A 19,299-nucleotide genomic window follows, 5' to 3' on the forward strand; every position below is an offset into this window, starting at 1 on the left:
ATGCGGCCGGGAGAAGGTCTCGACGCGCTGATGTCGCCGCAATCGATCGCGGTCATCGGCGCCTCGCAGGAGGCAACCAAGATCGGTGGCCGGCCCGTCGACCTGTTGCGCCGTCACGGCTATGCGGGCCGCATCTATCCGGTCAATCCGAAGGCTGCGACGGTGCAGGGGCTCAAGGCCTATGCGTCCGTCACCGAGCTGCCGGAAGCGCCGGATCTCGCGATCATAGCGGTCGATGCGGAGCGCGCGGGCGACGCCGTGGAGCAGTGCGCCGCCCGCGGAGTCCGCAGCGTCGTCGTGTTCTCGTCGGGCTTTGCCGAGCTCGGCGCGCAGGGCCGCTCCATGCAGGAGCGGCTGCGTGTTGCTGCGCGTAACAGCGGCATGCGCCTGCTGGGGCCGAACTGCCTCGGCGCGGTCAGCATCGCCGAGAAGAGCATCGCGACGTTCTCGATCGTGCTCGAGCACGGCATGCCGGCAGCCGGTTCGCTCGGCATCGTGTCGCAGAGCGGCAATCTCGGCAGCTACACCATGCGCCTGGCCAGTGAGCGCGGCGTCGGCGTCAGCCGCTTCATCACCACCGGCAACGAGTGCGACATCGACATTGCCGACGGCATCGCCTGGATGGCGCGCGATCCCGCCACCAGGGTGATCCTGTGCTGCCTCGAGGCATGCCGCGATGCCGGCCGCCTGATCTCCGCGCTGGAAGAGGCGCGCGATGCCGGCAAGCCGGTCATTGCCATGAAGATCGGAACGTCTGCGGCAGGTCAGGCCGCAGCGGCCTCGCACACCGGTGCCATGGCCGGGTCGGATGCCGTGTTCGATGCGCTGTTTGCCCGTTGCGGCGCGGTGCGCGTGCGCAGCGTCGACGAGCTGATCGATCTCGGTCACGCCGCATCGATCCTGTTGCCGGATCGGTTGCCGAAGGGACCGGGCATCGCAATCCTCACGGCGTCGGGCGGCTTCGGCGTGCTGCTCGCGGACGCCGCGCAGTCGGTCGGGCTGACCTTGCCGGAGCTCGGTGAGGAGACGCAGCGCCAAATTCTGGAGCTGGTGCCCTTTGCTTCGGCCCGCAATCCGGTCGACGCCACCGCGCAGATGTCGAGCCGTCCTGATCTTCTGGAGAAGATCATGACCGCGGTCGTCGCGGACGAGCGCACCGACACGGTGATTCTGCCGCTGCCGTTCTCGCTGCATCTGCCGCGCCTGCGCTCCATCTACATGGACACGCTGCGCAACATGCGCGCGCAATTTCCTCACCGTCCGATCGTCCTCTGCGTCGACGGTCCCGAGGACGCGCTGGCCGAGCTGCATGCGATGGGCTTTCCGACGATCGCCAGCTTCGACGGATGTTGCGCAACTGTCGCCGCGCTGGTGCGGTTGCGGGCCGCGGCGCAGCGTCCGCAGGGCAAGCCTGCGGCGGTCGCGCAGGCGGCACCGCTTGCTGCCGACGCTTTTCGCCACGAGCTTGGCGCCAAGCGCGCGCTGGCCGATGCCGGGGTGCCGGTGCTGGCCGAGCGTCTGGTCCAGGATGCGGATGCGGCGGCGCGTGCCGCCACCGAGATCGGTTATCCCGTGGTGTTGAAAATCGCCTCGCCCGATCTGCCGCACAAGACGGAGGTCGGCGGCGTGGTGGTGGGCCTCGGCTCGGAAGCCGATGTCCGGCGCGCCTATGCCCAGATGCGCGACCGCGTCGCCACCAGGGCACCAAACGCTGCGATCGATGGTGTAATCGTGGCGCCGATGGCCAAGGGTGTCGCCGAGCTGATCCTCGGCAGCCGCATCGATCCCGTGTTCGGGCCGGTGGTGATGGTCGGTCTCGGCGGCATCTTTGCGGAGATCCTGCAGGACTCGGCCGTGCAGATGGCGCCGGTCAGCGAGGCGCAGGCCATGGCGATGCTGAAGTCGCTCAAGGCTTTCGCCGTGCTTGATGGCGCGCGCGGGCGGCCGCGCGCCGACCTCGACGCCGCGGCGCAGGCCGTTGCTGCGTTGTCGCGCTTTGCCGCCGCGCATGCCGACACGATCGCCGAAATCGACGTCAACCCGCTGCTGCTCCGCGCCAGGGGCGAGGGCGCCGTGGCGCTCGACGCGCTGCTGATTCCGCATGGAGAGCGGCCGGCTAGAGATCACTGAACTCAACGACAAAGAGGCCGCAGAAGCAGGCCCAGAGGAAACGCAAGGAGCAGGAGGATAGAATGAGGAGATTGACGATTGCGGCGCTCGGCATGATTGCCTTGCTGTTCGCGCACGCGCCCCTGTCCGCACAGGGCATCTCGGGCGACGTCGTCAAGATCGGCGTCATGAACGACCAGAACGGTCCTTATGCCGACAATTGCGGTCTTGGTTCGGTCGCGGCCGCCAAGCTCGCGGTCGCCGATTTCGGCGGAACGGTCGGCGGCAAGAAGATCGAGCTCGTCATCGCAGACGACCAGAACAAGCCAGATGTCGGCGTCGCCATCGCCATGCGCTGGGTCGACAATGAAGGTGTCGATGCCATTGTCGGCTGCTCGGCCTCCTCGATCGCGCTTGCGGTGCAGGAGCTCATGAAGAACCGCAAGAAGCCCTACATGCTGGCCGGCACGGCGGGCTCGTTCTTCACCAACGACAAATGCTCGCCGATGACCACGCAATGGGTGGTCGACACCTACGCGCAGCCGAAGGCCACGGTGAAGGCGCTGCTGGCGCAGGGCGTTGACAGCTGGTTCTTCCTGACCGTCGATTACGCCTTCGGCAAGGCCTGGCAGGCCGACGCGACCAATTTCATCAAGGCCGGCGGCGGCAAGGTGGTCGGCTCGGTGCTGCATCCTCTGAATGCGTCGGATCTCTCCTCGTTCCTGCTGACGGCGCAGGCCAGCGGCGCCAAGGCGATTGCGGTCGCCAATTCGGGTTCTGATTTCGCCAATACGATCAAGCAGGCGCAGGAGTTCGGGTTGACCAAGTCGCAGTTGCTCGTTCCGCTCGGCCTCATGATCAGTCAGACGCACGGGATTGGCCTGAAGGACCTCCAGAACGTCCGGCTGACGACGCCGTTCTACTGGGATATGACCCCGGAGAGCCGGGCCTTCGCCAAGCGATATGCCGAGGCGACGGGCGGTCAGCTGCTCAACGAGGGCAAATCCGCCACCTACAGCGCCATCACGCACTATTTGAAGGCGGTGGCCGCGGCCGGCTCCGACGATGGCGATGCCGTGATGCGGCAGATGAAGAATACGCCGGTCAACGATTTCGAGATGAAGAACGTGAGCATCCGGGCCGACGGCCAGGTGATGCGTCCGCTCTACGTCGCGCGGATCAAGACACCGGCGGAATCCAAATACACCTACGATTATTACGAGATCACCGGCACGATCGCGCCCGAGGATGCGTGGCGGCCGGCCTCGGAGAGCGCCTGCGACCTTCTCAAAGTCGCAGTGAAGAACGAATAGCCGGCAGGACTTGACGGTACGTATGGCGAAAGCGGGAAGCAGGCGATGAGTGTACTTGAAGCGGTATCGACGCAATCCGTCGCAGGTGAGAACCTGACGGGCGAAGCCTATCGCGATGCGACGTATCGCTGGCTGCATGCCAATCTGCCTGCCAGCTTCCGCAGCGACAGCGCCGCGTTCGCGTCGCCCACGCTGCAGCAGTCCGTGGCCTGGGAGGCGGCGATGTACCGCGCCGGCCTCACCGGCATCACCTGGCCGCAGGCCTATGGCGGGCACGGCCGCTCCTTGCGCGAACACCTCATCGCCAATCAGGAGATCGGCCGGCTTGCGATGCCGGAAAGCGTCAACTCGATCGGCAAGGAGCTCGCCGGTCCGATCATCCTGGCGGTCGGCACCGAGGAGCAGAAGCGGCGCTTCCTGCCCGCGATCCTCGAGATGCGCAACACCTGGTGCCAGGGCTTTTCCGAGCCCGAAGCCGGCTCCGACCTTGCGGGCCTGCGCACGCGTGCGACCCGGCACGGTGACGGCTGGCGCATCAACGGCCAGAAGATCTGGACCAGCGGCGCCTATCGCTCGCAGCGCTGTCTCGTGCTCGCCCGCACCGGTCCGCTGGAGGATCGCCATCGCGGCCTTGCCATGTTCGCGGTGCCGCTCGATGCCAAGGGCGTGCGCGTGCGCACCATCAAGTCGATCGACGGTCGCGAGAGCTTTTGCGAGGTCTTCTTCGACGAGGTCGAGGTTGCCCAGCAAGATGCGATCGGCGCGCCCGATGAGGGCTGGGCCGCGGCCATCCGCGTGCTGGAGATCGAGCGGGCGACCAACCGCATGTATCGCGCCTGGCGCTTCGAGAACGAGCTGCGCCATCTGATTTCGGCCTGCAAGACTGACACGGCGCTGTCGGCGATGGTTGCGGACCGGCACTATTCGGTCAGGCTCGGCGAGGTCGCCGTCGAGATCGAGGTGCTGAAGGCGCATGTCGAGACCGCCGTCGAGGCACTCGCGAGCGGTGACAAGATCGGAGCACGCGGCAGTCTTGCGAAGCTCTACTGGAGCGAATCGCATCAGCGCTTTGCCGCGCTCGCGATCGAATTGCTGTCGCAGGCATCGCTGCCGCAGAACCCCGCGATCAAGGTGGCCCGGCGACGGTTCGAGGCGATCTATCTCGCGGCCCGCGCCGAGACGATCTACGCCGGCACGACCGAGATCCAGCTCGGCATCATCGCCGACCGGATTCTCCAGCTGTCGCGAGGCAAATGATGACCTCCCAGGGCAAGGTCGCGGGCCTGCTGCTCGGTCGTCTCGTCGTGGTGACGGGGGCAGGCCAGGGGATCGGACGCGCCATCGCGCTCGGCGTCGCCGCTGCCGGGGCAAGGGTGGTCCTGGCCGATCTGCGGCAGGACCGGGCAGAGTCCGCCGCCCGCGAGATCAGGGACGGAGGCACAGAGGCGATCGCCTATTCCCTCGATGTGACAGATGCTCAAGCCTGTCGTGACGTGGCCAAACGCGTGGACGAGGAGATCGGCCCCGCCGACGTTATCGTCAACAATGCCGGCATCATCATTCGGGAGTCGATCGACAGCGAGCGCGCCCACGAGAACTGGCGCCAGGTCTTCGACGTCAACGTCAACGGCACCTTCAACGTCGTTCATGCGTTCATCCCCGCGCTGCGCAAGACGCGCGGGACCATCATCAATGTTGCCTCCGCGGCGGCCTTTGGCGGCATGAATGGTGCGCTCGGCTATTCGCCGTCGAAGGGGGCGGTGAGGCTGTTCACACAGGCGCTCGCCCGCGATCTCGCGCCTGATGGCATCCGCGTCAACGCTGTCGCGCCCGGCATCATCGCGACCGAGATGAGCGAGATCACGCGTGACGATCCGGCGCGGCTGTCCGGGCTGATGGCGCGCACGCCGATGAAGCGTGTGGGACAACCCGACGAGATCGCCGGGCCGGTGATCTTTCTGGCGTCGGCGATGGCATCCTATGTCAACGGCGTCATCCTGCCGGTCGACGGCGGTTATCTCGCCTAGTGAACGATTGGTGTCGCAAGGGTTTTAGAGAGGACGATGATGAGCATGGCCGAAGGACTGCAGCCCGACGAGTTCGCGGCAACCGCGGTACGCGCTGTGACCGCGTGCGCCGGTCTGGGCGTGCGCGAGCAGGCGCAAAATCTCGCCGGTGATGGTCTGCTCGGAATCATCGCGGATGAAGAGGTCGGGGGACTGGCCCTGCCGCTCGGTTTCGCGGTGCCGGTGATCGCCGCCGCTCACTCGGGTTTGCTCGGCTTTCCGCTGCTGGAGACCATTCTCGTCACCCGCCTGCTGCAGTCATCGCTGACGCGTCTTGCGGCCGCGATCGTGTCCGGCGAGAAGTTGGCAACGATCGCGTGGCAGGGTGAGGCTGTTCCCGAAAGGGGAGGCGGGTTGTTGCTGCTGAACGGCTCGCTCGCGCGCGCTCCCAGCGCGGCGTCGGTCGACCATATCCTGGTGCGGATGAGCGGCGGCGCCGCGGCGCTGATCCCGGCCGACGCCAAAGGCGTCGTGGTGGAGGACGCGGCCGGCCTCGATCTCACCGTGCCGGAGCATGTGGTGCGGCTGGAGAAGGTCGAGGTCCCCATCGGCTCCATCCTGCCGGCCGGCACCTGGGATCTGCTCAGCTCGGATGCCAACGTGCTGCGTGCCGCGGCCATCCTGGGATCGGCCGAGGCGTGCCTGGCGCTCGCGCAGGAGCATGCCTCGACGCGCCGCCAGTTCGGCCACGCTCTGTCCTACAACCAGGCCATCCGCCACGCGCTGGCGCGCCAGAAGCTCGGCCTCGAGAGCATCCGTCATGCGATCACGCGCAGCCTGTCAAGGGATGGCGGTCCGGTGCAGCGCGATGCCGCGTTCCTGGCAGCAGTGACCTATGGCAGTTCGATCAGCGAAGGCGCGCTGCAAATCCATGGTGGCATGGGCTTCACGTGGGACGTGCCGGTGCATCGCCATCTGCGTCGCATTCGCACGCTCCAGGCCCAGGGCGATGCCAGCGGCCTGATCAGTGCGTTCGGCCGCCGTTACGTATCGGAAGTTGCTCCGTTTGCCGAGGCAGGAGCGTAAGGGAGACAGCCATGACCGAAACCAGGGATCAGACGCTCGCGGGCCGCGTCGCACTCGTCACCGGCGCCGGCAACGGCATCGGCCGCGCAACCGCACTCAAGCTCGCCGCGCGCGGTGCGATCGTCGGCGTCAATGATTTGAAGCCGGAATTCGTTGGTAGCACCGTGGAGGCGATCAAGGCAGCCGGCGGCAACGCCGTTGCCGTCACGCAGGACGTCTCCAGCCGCGACGGCATGCGGCAGGCGGTTCTGGGATTGGCGGAGAGCCAGAAGCGCTTCGACATCCTCGTCAACAACGCCGCGTGGGTGCGCTATCAATCCGTCCCGGACATCGCTCCGGAAACCGTCGATCGCATGCTCAACATCGGCTTCAAGGCGATCATCTGGGGAATTCAGGCCGCCGCGGAGGTCATGAATGCGGAGCGCGGCGGCGCCATCGTCAACGTCGCCTCGGTCGCCGGTCTGATCTCGGCCAAGAACAGCATCGTCTACAGTGGCATCAAGGCCGGCGTCATGGGCATCACGCGGGCGGCCGCTGCCGAGCTCGGCGAGCGCAACATCCGTGTCAATGCCGTCGCGCCCTCGGCGATCCCGACCGAAGGAACCATGCGCAATCGCAATGCCGAGCTTGATGCGCGCCGCGTCGCGCGAACGCCGCTGGGCCGGCTCGGCACGGTCGACGACATTGCCAAGGCGATCTGCTTCCTCGCCGGCGACGAGGCCGGCTTCATCTCGGCGCAGGTGCTCACCGTCGATGGCGGCATCACCCTGACCAACATTGCCTGACGGGGCTATCGCGATGTCCGACCTGACGCCCGAACAGCAGGCGCTGAAGGAAGCTTATGTCAAGGCGCGCGGCTATTGGCGGCCCTGGACCGAGGGCCTGCTGCGGCTCGATCCGGTGTTCCTCGAAGCCTACGGCAAATACGGCGGCCATGCCGCAGAGAAGGGACCGCTGTCTCGCAAGATGTGCGAGCTGATCTACGTCGCGCTCGATGGATCGGCGACGCATCTGTTCCGCCCCGGCCTCGCGCTGCACCTTCGCCTCGCGCTTCAGGAGGGCGCCACGGCGCGGGAGATCATCGACGTGTTTCGCCTCGCGACGATGCAGGGGCTGGACGGCTGCAACGTCGGTATCGGCATTCTGGCCGAGGAATTGGCGAGCGCCGGTCTCCAGCCCGATCATTTCGAACTCACGACAGAGCAGCTGGCGCTACGCGAAGCCTACGTCGCGCAATTCGGGGACTGGCCGGATTTCTGCGAGCAATGGCTGCGGAGCGATCCCGGTTATTTCGCCGTCCTGCTGGATCTCCTCGCCGACCGGTCCGCAGGCGACGGCCTCGACCGACGCTCGCAATGTCTGATCTCACTCGCGCTGAACGCCTGCTTCACCGCGCTCAATCCGCAAGGGCTGCGTGTCCAGATCAGGCGGGCGCTGCGGCTCGGCATTGAGCAGCGGGAGATTCGTCAGGTTCTCCAGATGGCCGCGCATCTCGGCGTGCATGCCTGCGCCATCGGCGTGCCGGTTCTGATGGAAGCGCTCGAGGAGCGCGCCGCGAAGGCCGGTGCAGGCGAGGGAGGACCGGAATGAAGGGATTGGCAATCCGCAATCATAGGGCCTTTGCCTCCGGCGCCTTGTTCCTCGCCTTTGCAATCTTCTTCTTCGTGACGGCGCTGCAATACCCGGCAGGCACGGCCGCGAAGATGGGGCCGGGCTATTTCCCGCGCCTGCTCGCGATCGTGCTCGCCGCCATCGGACTCGCCGTGATGTTCGGTGCGATGAAGCCGGCCGCGGACCGGCAGGTGTTGCGCGCATGGGACCTCAAGGGCCTCGCCTGGATCACCGGATCCGTGATCCTGTTCGGTGCCCTCTTGTTTCCGCTCGGCCTGGTCGGCGCGCTGTTCGTCCTGATCATGGTGTCGAGCAGGGCCAGTCACGAATTCACCTGGACCGGCGCGCTGACCAACGCGGCGGTGCTCATCGTGCTGTGCCTTGCCGTCTTCGTCTACGGTCTCGGGCTGCCATTGCCCGTCTGGCCCTCCCTTCTCAACTGAGCGAGCCGGGCGATGGATCTCTTCCACAATCTGGCGATCGGCTTTGCCACGGCGGCCCAGCCCGCCAACCTGCTCTACGCCTTCTTCGGCTGCCTGCTCGGCACCTTGATCGGTGTGCTTCCCGGACTCGGTCCGCTTGCGACCATCGCGATGCTGCTGCCGATCACCTATGCGCTGCAACCGGACGCCGCGCTGATCATGCTCGCCGGCATCTACTACGGCGCGCAGTATGGCGGCTCGACCACGGCCATCGTGGTCAATCTGCCCGGCGAGTCCTCGTCCGTCGTGACCACGATCGACGGCTACCAGATGGCCAAGCAGGGCCGCGCCGGCGTGGCGCTCTCAACCGCCGCCATCGGCTCGTTCTTCGCCGGATGCGTGGCGACGCTCGCTCTTGCGGCGCTTGCGGGTCCGCTGACCGCGACCGCGCTGTTGTTCGGTCCCAAGGAATTCTTCGCGCTGATGATCCTGGGCCTGATCCTTGCTTCAGTGCTATCGAGCGGGCCGTTCATCGAGGGCATCGGCATGGTCGTGCTCGGCATGCTCCTGAGCCTCGTCGGCACCGATTTGAACAGCGGCAGCCAGCGCTTTGCTTTCGGCATTCCCCAGCTGTTCGACGGCCTCGATTTCGTGCCGCTGGCGATGGGCATCTTCGGCTTCGCCGAGATCGTCAAGAACCTCGAGCAGGACGACAAGCTGTCGCTGGTCACGCAGAAGATCACCAATTTGTTTCCGACCCGCGACGACTTCCGCCGCATGGTCCCGGCGATGCTGCGCGGCACGACGCTCGGCACGCTGCTCGGCGTTCTACCCGGCGGCGGCGCCGTGCTGTCGTCCTTTGCGTCCTACACGCTGGAGAAGAAGCTGTCGCGGCATCCCGAACAGTTCGGCAAGGGCGCCATCGAAGGCGTTGCGGGTCCGGAGTCCGCGAACAATGCCGGCGCCCAGACCTCGTTCATTCCATTGCTGACGTTGGGGGTTCCCTCCAACGTCGTCATGGCGCTGATGGTCGGCGCCATGAACATCCACAACATCCACCCGGGTCCGGAGGTGATGACGAAGAACCCGACGCTGTTCTGGGGCTTGATCGCCTCGATGTGGGTCGGCAATCTGATGCTACTCATCCTCAACCTTCCGCTAGTCGGGCTGTGGGTGAAGCTGCTCACCATCCCCTATCGCTATCTCTTTCCCGCGATCATGGTGTTCTGCTCGATCGGCGTCTATTCCATCAACAGCGGGACGTTCGAGGTCTATGAGGCGGCCGTGTTCTGCGTGTTCGGCTACGTCCTGATCAAGCTGCAATTGCCGGCGGCGCCGCTGCTGCTGGGGCTGGTCCTGGGCCCGGCGATCGAGGAGAACTTCCGCCGCGCCATGGTGCTGTCGCGGGGCGATGCCACCGTGCTGCTGACGTCGCCGATCTCGGCGAGCCTCCTGGCCGCGGCCGCCATCGCGATCATCCTGATCATGCTGCCGACGATCCGCGCGCGGCGCGAGGAAGCGCTCCAGGAATGAGTGACATCGGAAGGCTCGTGCCATGATCCGTGAACCTGCTGCCTTCGAGGCCCTGCTGGAACGCGTCCGGCGCTTCGTCCGCGACATCGCCATTCCGGCCGAGGCGCGCGTCGAAGACGGCGATGAGGTCCCGGCGGACATCGTCGCCACCATGCGCGAAGAGGGCTTCTTCGGCTGGAGCATTCCCGAGGCCTATGGCGGGGCCGGGCTCACCACCGAGGAACTCGTGCTGGCGGCGTTCGAGCTGTCGCAATGCTCGGTCGCCTTTCGCGCCCGCGTCGGCACCAACACCGGCATCGGTTCGGAGGGCATCGTCGCCGACGGGACCGAGCAGCAGAAGAAGGCCTATCTGCCGCGCCTTGCCAGCGGCGAATGGACCGGCTGTCTCGCCGTGACTGAGCCCGACGCCGGCTCGGAAGCCTCGAACGTGCGGACCACCGCTCGCCGCGAAGGCGATCATTATGTTCTCGACGGCGAGAAATGCTTCATCACCAACGCGCCCGTCGCGGACGTCTTCACGGTCACGGCGCGAACCGATCCGCAGTCTAAAGGTGCGGCGGGCGTCTCGGCCTTCATCGTCGAGCGCGGCAGCGCAGGCCTTGCGACCGGCGCCCCCTATCGCAAGATGGGGCAGGCCGGCTCGCCCGTGAGCGCGGTCTATTTCAACCAGTGCCGGGTGCCCGCGGCCAATCTGATCGGCGGCCGCGAAGGCGCGGGCTTCAAGACCATCATGAAGGTGCTGAACAAGCAGCGCATTCACCTGGCCGCGCTGTCGACCGGGCCGGCGATCCGGATGCTCGACATGGCGGTCCGTCATACCAGCAGCCGCGTTCAGTTCGGCGAGCCGGTCGCGAACTACCAGCTGGTTCAGGCGATGATCGCCGATTGCCGGACGGAGATATTCGCGGCGCAGTCGATGATCCTCGAGGCTGCGCGCAAGCGCGACCGCGGCGAGGACATCGCGCTCGAAGCGTCGATGTGCAAATATTTTGCGACCGAGATGTGCGGCCGCGTGGCCGATCGCTGCGTGCAGATGTTCGGCGGCGCCGGCTACATCGCCGATCATTCGTCGATCGAGCGCTGGTACAGGGACGTCCGGCTGTTCCGGCTTTACGAGGGCACCAGCCAGATCCACCAGCTCAACATCGCGCGCCTGCTGCTGCGGGATGTGGCGTGAGCCGGCAAGCCAATTCAATGGGTTCGGGGAAGTGAAATGAGCGGGCCGCTCGAAGGGTTGAAGGTCCTGGATATCGCGACCATCGTCGCTGCGCCGTTCGCCGCGACGCTGTTGGCCGATTACGGCGCCGATGTGCTCAAGATCGAGATGCCGGGGCAGGGCGACGGCGTGCGCGCCTTTCCGCCTTTCAAGGATGGCAAGCCGTTGTGGTGGAAGACCGTCAACCGCAACAAGAAGTTCGCAACGCTCGACCTCCGCAAGCCGGAAGGCGTCGAGCTGTTCAAGCGGATGTTGCCGCATTTCGACGTGCTGATCGAGAATTTCCGGCCCGGGACGCTCGACCGCTGGGGATTGTCCAAGGAGGTGCTGTGGCAGATCCAGCCGCGCCTCGTCATCCTGCGCGCCACTGCCTTCGGCCAGGACGGGCCGTATCGCGACAGGCCGGGTTTTGCGCGGATCTTCGAGGCGATGGGCGGGCTCACCTACATCACCGGTGAGGCCGACGGCCAGCCGATGCACCCCGGCTATCCCCTCGGCGATGCGATCGGTGGCCTGTTCGGTGCGGTCGGCGCGCTCGCAGCCCTGTGGAAGCGGGCGAAAAATCCGGACGCGCCCGGCGAGGAGATCGATCTCGCGTTGACCGAGGGGGTGTTCCGGCTGCTCGACGTTCTCGCCATCGAGTTCGACCAGCTCGGCGATGTGCGCGGCCGCATCGGAAACGGCAACGCCTATTCCGCACCGGCGGCGATCTACCGGACCCGCGATGATCGCTGGGTCACGCTTGCGGGTTCGACCAATGCGCTGTTTGCGGCGAATTGCCGGGCGATCGGCCGGCCCGACCTGATCGAGGACCCGCGCTTTTCCAACAATGCGCGGCGCGTCGACCATTCAGAGGAGTTGAACGCAATTTTCGCGCAATGGTGCGGCGACCATCCGCTCGAAGAGGTGCTTGCCACCTTCGCGGCCGGGGAAGGCACATTGGCGCCGATCTACGCGATCGACCAGATCGCGACCGATCCGCAATCCCTGGCGCGCGAGATGATCACTCGCGTACCCGATCGCCATTTCGGCTCGGTGGCGATGTCCAATGTCGTGCCGCGTTTCACGGTCGACCGCGCACAGCTGAAAACATCCGCCGGCGATATCGGCCAGGACAATCGCGAGATCTACCAGCACTGGCTCGGTCTGTCGGAGGACGAGATCGATCGCCTCGCGCAGGCGAAGGTCATCTGACGCGCCGCGCGCGCGGCTATTGTCGCGCAGCGATCGCAGTCATCTCGAGCTTCACGCCCGGACCGAGATCGGCCACGCCGATTGCGGCGCGCGCCGGCAGATGCGCTTCTGTGAAATGCGCCTTCCAGGCCGCATTGAACTCGGCCTTCTCCTTCAGGTTGGTCATGTAGATGGTCACCTGAAGGACGTTGGCGAGGTCGGATCCGAGCGTCTTCAACAGGCGCGCCAGCTGCCCGAGGACGTCGCTCGCCTGGCCCGACATGTCGAGGCTTGTGTCCTCGGGGACGATTCCACCGATGTAAAGCACGCCGTTATGCTCGACCACTTCGTGGAGCAGACCTTCGTAGGGCAGGACGCGCTGGATCATGATGAGACCGATGTTGGTTTAAGGGGATGGGCGGGCATATCGCACATTTCCCTGTCGGTGTCGCTGCAGGAGATTTCGCGCGTCTGCAAAATGGGTTCGACCGGGCGCTCCGCAGATGATCCGATAAGGCTTTGAAAATAAAAGAATAAATTGACGGTGGAATCGTCGTCGATCGTCCGCCGAATGTTCACCAAGATGTAGTTGCGCACGAGAGCCCAGCATTTCCGCCGACCCTGAGCCCGACGACATCGGTGGGTGGATCGGTATACTGCCACCGGAATTGACTCGGGGCGCGGCTGAACCGTGCCACGCCCCGGAACCAGGATCAGATGATGGACGATACGATTGGCTTCCCCGACCCCGGTCTCGACCTCTCGGATGGCTTCAAGCCCCATACCTCCCATTGGGGTGTATTCTCGGCGCGCAACGGCGCGGCCGGGCTCGAGGTCAGGGCCTATGCGGGCGATCCCGATCCGAACGGCATCATCGACAATTTCCCCGGCGCGCTCCGCCACCAGGCGCGTATTGCGCAGCCGGCGATCCGCCGCGGCTGGCTCGAGCGTGGCCCCGGCCCCGACGATCGCCGCGGCCGTGACGAATTCGTGTCGGTGAGCTGGGAGAAGGCGCTCGACCTCCTCGGTGACGAACTCGGCCGCATTCGCGACACGCGCGGGCCCGGCGCCGTGTTCGGCGGCTCCTATGGCTGGTCGAGCGCCGGCCGCTTCCATCACGCCCAGAGCCAGGTGCATCGCTTCCTCAACATCGCGATGGGCGGCTATGTGCGTTCGGTGAACACTTATTCCTCCGGCGCGTCCTCGGTGCTGCTGCCGCAGATCCTCTGCGGCTACGAGGACATCACCAAGCGCAACGTCACCTGGGAGCAGATTGCGACCGAGACCGACGTCGTGCTGGCCTTCGGCGGCATGGCGCTGAAGAACTCCATGGTGGCCGGCGGCTCGATCAGCAAGCATGTCGAGCGCGGCGCCATGGAAGCTGCGCGCCGGCGCGGCTGCGAGTTCATCCTGGTCAGCCCGCTGCGCGACGATCTACCGGTCGAAGCCGGCGCTGAATGGATGACCTGCCTGCCCGGCACCGACACCGCCTTGATGCTCGGCATCGTCCATACGCTGGTCAGCGAGAATCTCCACGACCAGGCTTTCCTCGATCGGTACACCGAGGGCTGGCCCGTCTTCCTGCGCTATCTTACCGGTGAGAGCGACGGGCAGCCGAAGCACGCCGAATGGGCCGCCGCGATCTCGGGCGTCGATGCGGGCACGATCCGCAAGCTGGCGCGCCGCCTTGCCGGAAAGCGCGCGCTGATCACCGTCTCGCACTCGCTCCAGCGCGCCGAGCATGGCGAGCAGCCGGTGTGGATGGGCATGGTGCTGGCGGCAGCCCTCGGGCAGATCGGTCTTCCCGGCGGCGGCTATGCCTATTCGCTGGGTGCGATCGGCTATTACGGCCGCCGCGTCAACGACGTGCCGGGGCCGACGCTCGGGCAGGGACGCAACGGCGTCGCCGATTTCATTCCGGTGGCGCGTATCGCCGACATGCTGCTCAATCCTGGCACGACCTATCGCTACAATGGCGAGACGCGCACCTATCCAGACATCCGCCTCGTCTATTGGGCGGGCGGCAATCCCTTCCATCACCACCAGGACATCAACCGTCTGCGCAAGGCGTTTGCGAAGGCAGACACCTTCGTCGTGCACGAGCTCGCCTGGACCGCGACGGCGCGGCACGCCGACATCGTGCTGCCCTCGACGATGACGCTGGAGCGCGAGGACATCGGCTATTCCACCAACGATCCTCTCATGGTCGCGATGCACCAGATCGCCGAGCCGTTCGGCCTTGCGCGCGACGATTACGATATCTTCGCCGATCTCGCCGAGCGCCTCGGTGCGCGTGAACCCTTCACCGAGGGCCGCACGTCTCGTCAATGGCTGGAATATCTCTACGAGCCGACCCGCGCCTCGCTCGCCAAGCGTGGCCTGGAGGCCCCTCACTTCGATGAGTTCTGGCGCCGCGGCAGCCTGGTCGTGCCGCAGCAGCCCGATGACGGCGGCCGGCTCCGCCGCTTCCGCGAGGATCCGGTCAATCACGCCCTGCCGACGCCGAGCGGCCGCATCGAAATCTTCTCGACCAAGATCGCGGCCCATGGCGATGCCGATTGTCCCGGCCATCCGGTCTGGCTGGAGAAGACCGACGTGCCCAAGCCCGGTGCACCGTGCTTCCTCGTCGCCAACCAGCCGGTGACGCGTCTGCACAGCCAGCTCGATTTCGGCGGCCATTCGCTTGGAGCAAAGCATCGCGGCCGCGAGGTCGCGCGCATGAACCAGCGCGATGCCGACGCGCGCGGCATCAAGGACGGCGATATCATCCGCCTGTTCAACGACCGCGGTGCCTGCCTGGCCGCCGTCCACGTCACCGACGGCATCGCGGCCGGCGTCGTCCAGCTGCCGACTGGCGCCTGGTACGATCCGATGGATCCCGAGGACGACGCCCCGCTCTGCGTCCATGGCAATCCCAACGTCCTCACCCGCGACCTCGGCACCTCCGCCTTCGCGCAGGGTTGCACCGGGCAGCTGACAACGGTCGAGGTGGAGAAGTTCACCGGCAATCTGCCGCCGATCCGGGCGTTCGATCCGGTGTAGGGATTGGTTCGTCCTCCTCCGTCATTGCGAGCGAAGCGAAGCAATCCAGAGTCCCTCCGCGGAAAGATTCTGGATTGCTTCGCTGCGCTCGCAATGGGTGTGGAAATAGCATCGGTCCCACTTCCGCCCCTCGTGCGAATTCGAAATCGTCGCGCGCATGAGGGAAGAACCACACGCGCGGCGCTGCTAAGGGTTCGTCTCCTCACCGACGGATCAACGAACATGACCAAAGCAGACCTTCAGGGCCCGACCGATCTCGGCGCCAACGCGAACCGCGACATTCCCGCCGCGCTGCGCGCTTTGCTCGCCGACGTCTTCGCGCTCTATCTTAAGACCAAGAACTTTCACTGGCACATGTCGGGCAGCCATTTTCGCGACTATCACCTGCTGCTCGACGAGCAGGCCGACCAGATCTTTGCGATGACCGACGACATCGCAGAACGCGCCCGCAAGATCGGCGGCACGACGCTGCGCTCGATCGGCCAGATCGCGCGCGAGCAGCGCATCCTCGACAACGATGCGGACTATGTCGATCCCCTGGACATGCTGGCGGAGTTGCGCAGCGACAACCAGCAGCTCACGCGTGAGATGCGGCGCGTGCACGAGCTCTGCGACGAATATGGCGATGTCGCAACCGCAAGCCTGATCGAGAACTGGATCGACGAGGCCGAGCGGCGGATCTGGTTCCTGTACGAGTCGGGCCGCACCGGCGCGCATGGGTGATACCCGACGCCAAGAAAAAGGGGCCGTCCTGTGAGGGAGCAGGGACGGCCCCAACTGGCTCACAGACCCGGGAGGAAGAGGGTGCGAGCCGGCGCAAGCGGCAGGGCGCCTGTGCCAAAGGCAGGGAATGACGGGCTAGGCAGCCGCGCTGGCGATCCAGTTCCTGTCCACAGCAGGCCGATGCCGTGGCAGCGCTTCGATCTCACGGCGCTCGCCGTTGCTGGCGAGGCGCCAACGCGCCGGGGACTCGCCGCTGATCCGCTTGAACACGGTCGAAAAATGCGCCTGCGTCGAGAAGCCGACGGCCAGCGCGATCTCGGCCAGCGGCCGCCCGGTCGTCGCCAGCAGCGTCTTCGCATGTTCGATCCGGTGATTGAGCAGGTATTCGCGCGGACGATAGCCGGTCGCCGCCCGGAATTGCGCGGCAAAGTGCATCCTGGAAAGCCCGGCGACGCCGGCGAGTTCGGACAGGCTGATGCTGCGGTCGAAATGATCGGCGATATGCTGCTCGACGCGTCGCAGCCGCCATTTCGGCAATGCATTGACCCGCGCGCGCGGCAGCTCCAGCCGCGCAAGATGCATCGCAAGGGTCTGGCCAATACAGCGCGCGAATTGACGGTCCGCGGCATCGCCATGCTCGATCAGCGCCTTGGCGAGCTCGGCGGCGAGCGGGTCGCGCAGCAGGACGAGGTCGCCAAGCCCGTCGGTCGCGGGCGATTGCGCTGGGAATTGGTCAGCCGGGATGTGGAAGTGCAGGAAGGCGCAAGGCGCCTGGAATTGTGCACGGAGAGACTTCGACGGCGCGCTGACATAGAGCGTGCCTGCGGGCATGGTGCCGTCGAAAATGATCTGGCGGTCCCGCGTCAATTTCGCGCGCGTGCTCTTCAGCGCGATGCCGACGAAATACCGATCCCCGGGTGTCGTCGCCTCGTGCGACGAGCCGTCTCTCACATCCTCCCACCGCGAAATCGTGATGTCCTCGATTGCCGCATTCGGGCCGCGCTCGAGCCGGCGCCATCCGCTCTCCCTGGGAATCGGCTGTGCGGCCTGATGCTCTTGGTGATCCCGCGGGCTGGCCTGAAGATCAATCCAGGCATGTGCCGCCTGCAAATCGGTAAACATCGCTCATTCTCTCCGCATCGCGGTCGCTGGTGGCGACCGGCAAACTCTCAAGCCCCCTGTCACCAGGCTTTCGAGAAGGCTTTCCATGCTCGGAGGATAGGCGTGGGCCCGACAAGAAGCCCGTTAGGGGTGATTAGGATGTGTTAGATTTTGTGCGAGTGCACAGGATGTGACAGCTCGTCGCATTTGGTCTGACTTCGTCAAGCTTTTCAATTTCTTGCGCCGGCCGGCGTGGTGCGAGGACGGCGCAGGGAAGTTCGACCGGCCTTGCGCGCGGTGCGACGGAGCGCCACGCCGTCGCCGTTCAGCTCGTGCGCCCACCGAGCCGTGCGAGGAAGTCGCGCACGAGCCCGGCGATCTCGTCGGTCGCCTCGTCCAGCGCGAAGTGACCGGCTTCGAGCATGTGGACTTCGGCATCCGGCACATCGTCGCGATAGGCGGCGGCGCCGGCGACGGTGAAGGAGGGATCGTATTTGCCCCAGACCACCAGCGTCGGCGGCCGCGTCTTGCGCAGCCAGTCCTGCCACTTCGGATAGGACGCGACGTTGGTCCGGTAGTCCAGGAACAGCGTGGTCTGGATCTCGGCCTGGCCGGGACGCGTCAGAAATGCGTATTCGTCGATCCAGGTGTCAGGGTCGTAGCGCTCGGGATGCGGGCTGGAGCCGAGATGGCGCTGCCGCGTCGCCTCCAGAGACGTGAAGTTGGCCCTGAGCGCCTCGAGCTCATGCGCGGGATCGGCCCAGTATTTGCGGCGCGCTTCCCACAGCGGGCTCAATCCTTGCTCATGCGAAACGGCGTTCTGGATGATGATGCCGCGGATACGTTCGGGATCGGCCAGCGCCATGCGGAAGCCGACCGGTCCGCCATAGTCCTGCATGAACAGGACGTAGCTGGCGAGACCAAGCTTCACTGCGAGCTCGCCGATCACGCCGGCGATGTTGTCGAATGTGTAGCTGAAGTCCGATGGCGGCGGTGCGCTGCTGTGGCCGAAGCCGGGATAGTCTGGCGCGATCAGATGATATTTGTCCGCGAGCAGTGGCAGCAACGGCTCCCACATCCGCGAGGAGGAGGGAAAGCCATGAAGCAACAGCACGGCCGGAGCGTCCACGGGCCCAGCCTCGCGGTAGAAGATCTTGAGGCCGTTTACGTCAACGCTGTGATAGCTGATCGAGCGGCGGCTTGATCGCACATGGTCTGCCGAAGCCTGCGCGCTCGTTGCCCCGCCGCCGCTGCTACTCGAATACGGCATCAAAAATCTCCACGTCCATCAGCACGGGCTTGGCGATCACGGTCCCGTCAGGCTGCAGCGCCTGCGCGCGCCGAAGCGTCGGCACCACGATGCCGCCGAAACTGTCATGGGCCCAGGAGTAGTGAGCGACCTTCGTCCCGAAGAGATCGTGATCCGTTCGCCGTTGCAGCGCGTTCTCGTCGAAATAAAAGATCTGATCGGGCGCGAGCGTGATCAGGCTCGGGGGAAATTGCGCGCGCAGCCGCCGCCAGGTTTCGGTGTTCTCGCGCCATGGCGGCAGTTCCTCCAGCACAACACCGGGGTGGGCGAGCAGGAATGGATTGGTCAGATAATTCCAGATCGCGACGCCGCAGAAGTAGACGAGGTGCAGCTCGTCCGCGAGTGCAGCAGAGCCGGTCTCGGGAAACGCCAGGCTCGGATTGCTCCAGGCCCGCAGCACCTCGCCATCGGGACTTTCGATCGTGATCGCATCCGGTTGAAACGAGCCCGAGTATTCCCCGCCGGTGATGCCGGTGAAACGGACGGATTGCGTCCGGGTCGAACCTTCCGCAGTCACATCCTTGAATTCCCTGGCATGTCCGGCGCTTGCGAACAGCGTTCCGCCGACGGACAAATGGAGCGTGAACCGGTTCAAGCTGTTCCAGCGCGCCAGACCGCCGCTGGCATCGATTACATCGTCGAGAAGAGCCATGTC

18 protein-coding genes are annotated in these 19,299 nt (G+C 65.7%); 13 read left to right on the forward strand and 5 right to left on the reverse strand.

Translation table 11 applies throughout. The features are described from left to right. The 11 genes from N2603_RS13720 to N2603_RS13770 all read left to right on the forward strand — a co-directional run bounded on the left by N2603_RS13720 (nucleotide 1) and on the right by N2603_RS13770 (nucleotide 12,490). Nucleotides 1–2,130: an acetate--CoA ligase family protein gene (locus N2603_RS13720; RefSeq protein ID WP_260389213.1), complete on the forward strand. Its 2,130-nt coding sequence runs from the start codon at nucleotides 1–3 to the stop codon at nucleotides 2,128–2,130. Nucleotides 2,131–2,192: 62 nt separating this feature from the next. Beyond that, on the forward strand, nucleotides 2,193–3,422 hold the full coding sequence (locus N2603_RS13725) for an ABC transporter substrate-binding protein (protein ID WP_260389214.1): 1,230 nt from the start codon (nucleotides 2,193–2,195) through the stop codon (nucleotides 3,420–3,422). A 45-nt stretch (nucleotides 3,423–3,467) separates the two neighbouring features. Continuing rightward, complete coding sequence (locus tag N2603_RS13730) at nucleotides 3,468–4,679, forward strand: acyl-CoA dehydrogenase (RefSeq protein WP_260389215.1); 1,212 nt, start codon at nucleotides 3,468–3,470, stop codon at nucleotides 4,677–4,679. Next, nucleotides 4,679–5,449 carry an SDR family NAD(P)-dependent oxidoreductase gene (locus N2603_RS13735; RefSeq protein WP_260389216.1) on the forward strand — a complete coding sequence of 257 codons (771 nt, stop codon included), beginning with the start codon at nucleotides 4,679–4,681 and terminating at the stop codon, nucleotides 5,447–5,449. Before N2603_RS13730 ends, N2603_RS13735 begins: the two co-directional genes overlap by 1 nt. Nucleotides 5,450–5,485: 36 nt before the next feature. Beyond that, complete coding sequence (locus N2603_RS13740; RefSeq protein ID WP_260389217.1) at nucleotides 5,486–6,514, forward strand: acyl-CoA dehydrogenase family protein; 1,029 nt, start codon at nucleotides 5,486–5,488, stop codon at nucleotides 6,512–6,514. 11 nt (nucleotides 6,515–6,525) lie between these two features. Further along, complete coding sequence (locus N2603_RS13745; protein WP_260389218.1) at nucleotides 6,526–7,299, forward strand: SDR family NAD(P)-dependent oxidoreductase; 774 nt, start codon at nucleotides 6,526–6,528, stop codon at nucleotides 7,297–7,299. A gap of 13 nt (nucleotides 7,300–7,312) precedes the next feature. Next, the gene (locus N2603_RS13750; RefSeq protein WP_260389219.1) at nucleotides 7,313–8,104 is read left to right on the forward strand and encodes a carboxymuconolactone decarboxylase family protein; all 792 of its coding nucleotides are present in this window, start codon (nucleotides 7,313–7,315) and stop codon (nucleotides 8,102–8,104) included. After that, the gene (locus N2603_RS13755) at nucleotides 8,101–8,568 is read left to right on the forward strand and encodes a tripartite tricarboxylate transporter TctB family protein (RefSeq protein WP_260389220.1); all 468 of its coding nucleotides are present in this window, start codon (nucleotides 8,101–8,103) and stop codon (nucleotides 8,566–8,568) included. The genes N2603_RS13750 and N2603_RS13755 overlap by 4 nt, the downstream gene beginning before the upstream one ends. Nucleotides 8,569–8,580: 12 nt before the next feature. Then, a complete protein-coding gene (locus N2603_RS13760; protein WP_130364622.1) occupies nucleotides 8,581–10,080 on the forward strand; it encodes a tripartite tricarboxylate transporter permease in 1,500 nt (499 codons plus the stop codon). A gap of 22 nt (nucleotides 10,081–10,102) precedes the next feature. Continuing rightward, nucleotides 10,103–11,257 (forward strand): acyl-CoA dehydrogenase family protein, encoded by a 1,155-nt coding sequence (locus N2603_RS13765; protein WP_260389221.1) that lies wholly within the window; start codon nucleotides 10,103–10,105, stop codon nucleotides 11,255–11,257. 36 nt (nucleotides 11,258–11,293) lie between these two features. Next, nucleotides 11,294–12,490 carry a CaiB/BaiF CoA transferase family protein gene (locus N2603_RS13770; protein ID WP_260389223.1) on the forward strand — a complete coding sequence of 399 codons (1,197 nt, stop codon included), beginning with the start codon at nucleotides 11,294–11,296 and terminating at the stop codon, nucleotides 12,488–12,490. Between the two features lie 16 nt (nucleotides 12,491–12,506). On the opposite strand, the gene N2603_RS13775 is transcribed toward N2603_RS13770, so the two are convergent. After that, entirely contained in the window at nucleotides 12,507–12,857 is a 351-nt protein-coding gene (locus tag N2603_RS13775) for a RidA family protein (protein ID WP_260389225.1), read from the reverse strand. Beyond that, nucleotides 12,854–13,066 carry a hypothetical protein gene (locus N2603_RS13780; protein ID WP_260389227.1) on the reverse strand — a complete coding sequence of 71 codons (213 nt, stop codon included), beginning with the start codon at nucleotides 13,064–13,066 and terminating at the stop codon, nucleotides 12,854–12,856. Before N2603_RS13780 ends, N2603_RS13775 begins: the two co-directional genes overlap by 4 nt. A gap of 123 nt (nucleotides 13,067–13,189) precedes the next feature. Here N2603_RS13780 and N2603_RS13785 point away from each other — a divergent pair, with 123 nt between their 5' ends. Then, on the forward strand, nucleotides 13,190–15,511 hold the full coding sequence (locus N2603_RS13785; RefSeq protein WP_260389228.1) for a molybdopterin guanine dinucleotide-containing S/N-oxide reductase: 2,322 nt from the start codon (nucleotides 13,190–13,192) through the stop codon (nucleotides 15,509–15,511). 222 nt (nucleotides 15,512–15,733) lie between these two features. Then, nucleotides 15,734–16,234 (forward strand): Dps family protein, encoded by a 501-nt coding sequence (locus N2603_RS13790; RefSeq protein WP_018642618.1) that lies wholly within the window; start codon nucleotides 15,734–15,736, stop codon nucleotides 16,232–16,234. 135 nt (nucleotides 16,235–16,369) lie between these two features. Here the strand turns inward: N2603_RS13790 and N2603_RS13795 are convergent, their stop codons facing one another. The 3 genes from N2603_RS13795 to N2603_RS13805 form a co-directional block, all read right to left on the reverse strand. Continuing rightward, a complete protein-coding gene (locus N2603_RS13795; RefSeq protein WP_260389231.1) occupies nucleotides 16,370–17,356 on the reverse strand; it encodes a helix-turn-helix domain-containing protein in 987 nt (328 codons plus the stop codon). Between the two features lie 304 nt (nucleotides 17,357–17,660). Further along, the gene (locus N2603_RS13800; RefSeq protein WP_260389232.1) at nucleotides 17,661–18,605 is read right to left on the reverse strand and encodes an alpha/beta fold hydrolase; all 945 of its coding nucleotides are present in this window, start codon (nucleotides 18,603–18,605) and stop codon (nucleotides 17,661–17,663) included. Continuing rightward, complete coding sequence (locus N2603_RS13805; RefSeq protein WP_018642621.1) at nucleotides 18,589–19,296, reverse strand: hypothetical protein; 708 nt, start codon at nucleotides 19,294–19,296, stop codon at nucleotides 18,589–18,591. The genes N2603_RS13800 and N2603_RS13805 overlap by 17 nt, the downstream gene beginning before the upstream one ends. Nucleotides 19,297–19,299 lie beyond the last annotated feature (3 nt).

It is taken from the genome of Bradyrhizobium huanghuaihaiense, from assembly GCF_025200885.1.
In the GTDB taxonomy this organism is placed as follows: Bacteria; Pseudomonadota; Alphaproteobacteria; order Rhizobiales; family Xanthobacteraceae; genus Bradyrhizobium; species Bradyrhizobium huanghuaihaiense.

Coding starts and splice junctions, on each gene's coding strand:
- N2603_RS13755 (WP_260389220.1), top strand. CDS start 8,101: ATGAAGGGATTGGCAATCCGCAATCATAGGGCCTTTGCCTCCGGCGCC.
- N2603_RS13745 (WP_260389218.1), top strand. CDS start 6,526: ATGACCGAAACCAGGGATCAGACGCTCGCGGGCCGCGTCGCACTCGTC.
- N2603_RS13765 (WP_260389221.1), top strand. CDS start 10,103: ATGATCCGTGAACCTGCTGCCTTCGAGGCCCTGCTGGAACGCGTCCGG.
- N2603_RS13800 (WP_260389232.1), bottom strand. CDS start 18,605: ATGCCGTATTCGAGTAGCAGCGGCGGCGGGGCAACGAGCGCGCAGGCT.
- N2603_RS13775 (WP_260389225.1), bottom strand. CDS start 12,857: ATGATCCAGCGCGTCCTGCCCTACGAAGGTCTGCTCCACGAAGTGGTC.
- N2603_RS13770 (WP_260389223.1), top strand. CDS start 11,294: ATGAGCGGGCCGCTCGAAGGGTTGAAGGTCCTGGATATCGCGACCATC.
- N2603_RS13740 (WP_260389217.1), top strand. CDS start 5,486: ATGATGAGCATGGCCGAAGGACTGCAGCCCGACGAGTTCGCGGCAACC.
- N2603_RS13795 (WP_260389231.1), bottom strand. CDS start 17,356: ATGTTTACCGATTTGCAGGCGGCACATGCCTGGATTGATCTTCAGGCC.
- N2603_RS13730 (WP_260389215.1), top strand. CDS start 3,468: ATGAGTGTACTTGAAGCGGTATCGACGCAATCCGTCGCAGGTGAGAAC.
- N2603_RS13790 (WP_018642618.1), top strand. CDS start 15,734: ATGACCAAAGCAGACCTTCAGGGCCCGACCGATCTCGGCGCCAACGCG.
- N2603_RS13785 (WP_260389228.1), top strand. CDS start 13,190: ATGGACGATACGATTGGCTTCCCCGACCCCGGTCTCGACCTCTCGGAT.
- N2603_RS13750 (WP_260389219.1), top strand. CDS start 7,313: ATGTCCGACCTGACGCCCGAACAGCAGGCGCTGAAGGAAGCTTATGTC.
- N2603_RS13735 (WP_260389216.1), top strand. CDS start 4,679: ATGACCTCCCAGGGCAAGGTCGCGGGCCTGCTGCTCGGTCGTCTCGTC.
- N2603_RS13725 (WP_260389214.1), top strand. CDS start 2,193: ATGAGGAGATTGACGATTGCGGCGCTCGGCATGATTGCCTTGCTGTTC.
- N2603_RS13760 (WP_130364622.1), top strand. CDS start 8,581: ATGGATCTCTTCCACAATCTGGCGATCGGCTTTGCCACGGCGGCCCAG.
- N2603_RS13720 (WP_260389213.1), top strand. CDS start 1: ATGCGGCCGGGAGAAGGTCTCGACGCGCTGATGTCGCCGCAATCGATC.
- N2603_RS13805 (WP_018642621.1), bottom strand. CDS start 19,296: ATGGCTCTTCTCGACGATGTAATCGATGCCAGCGGCGGTCTGGCGCGC.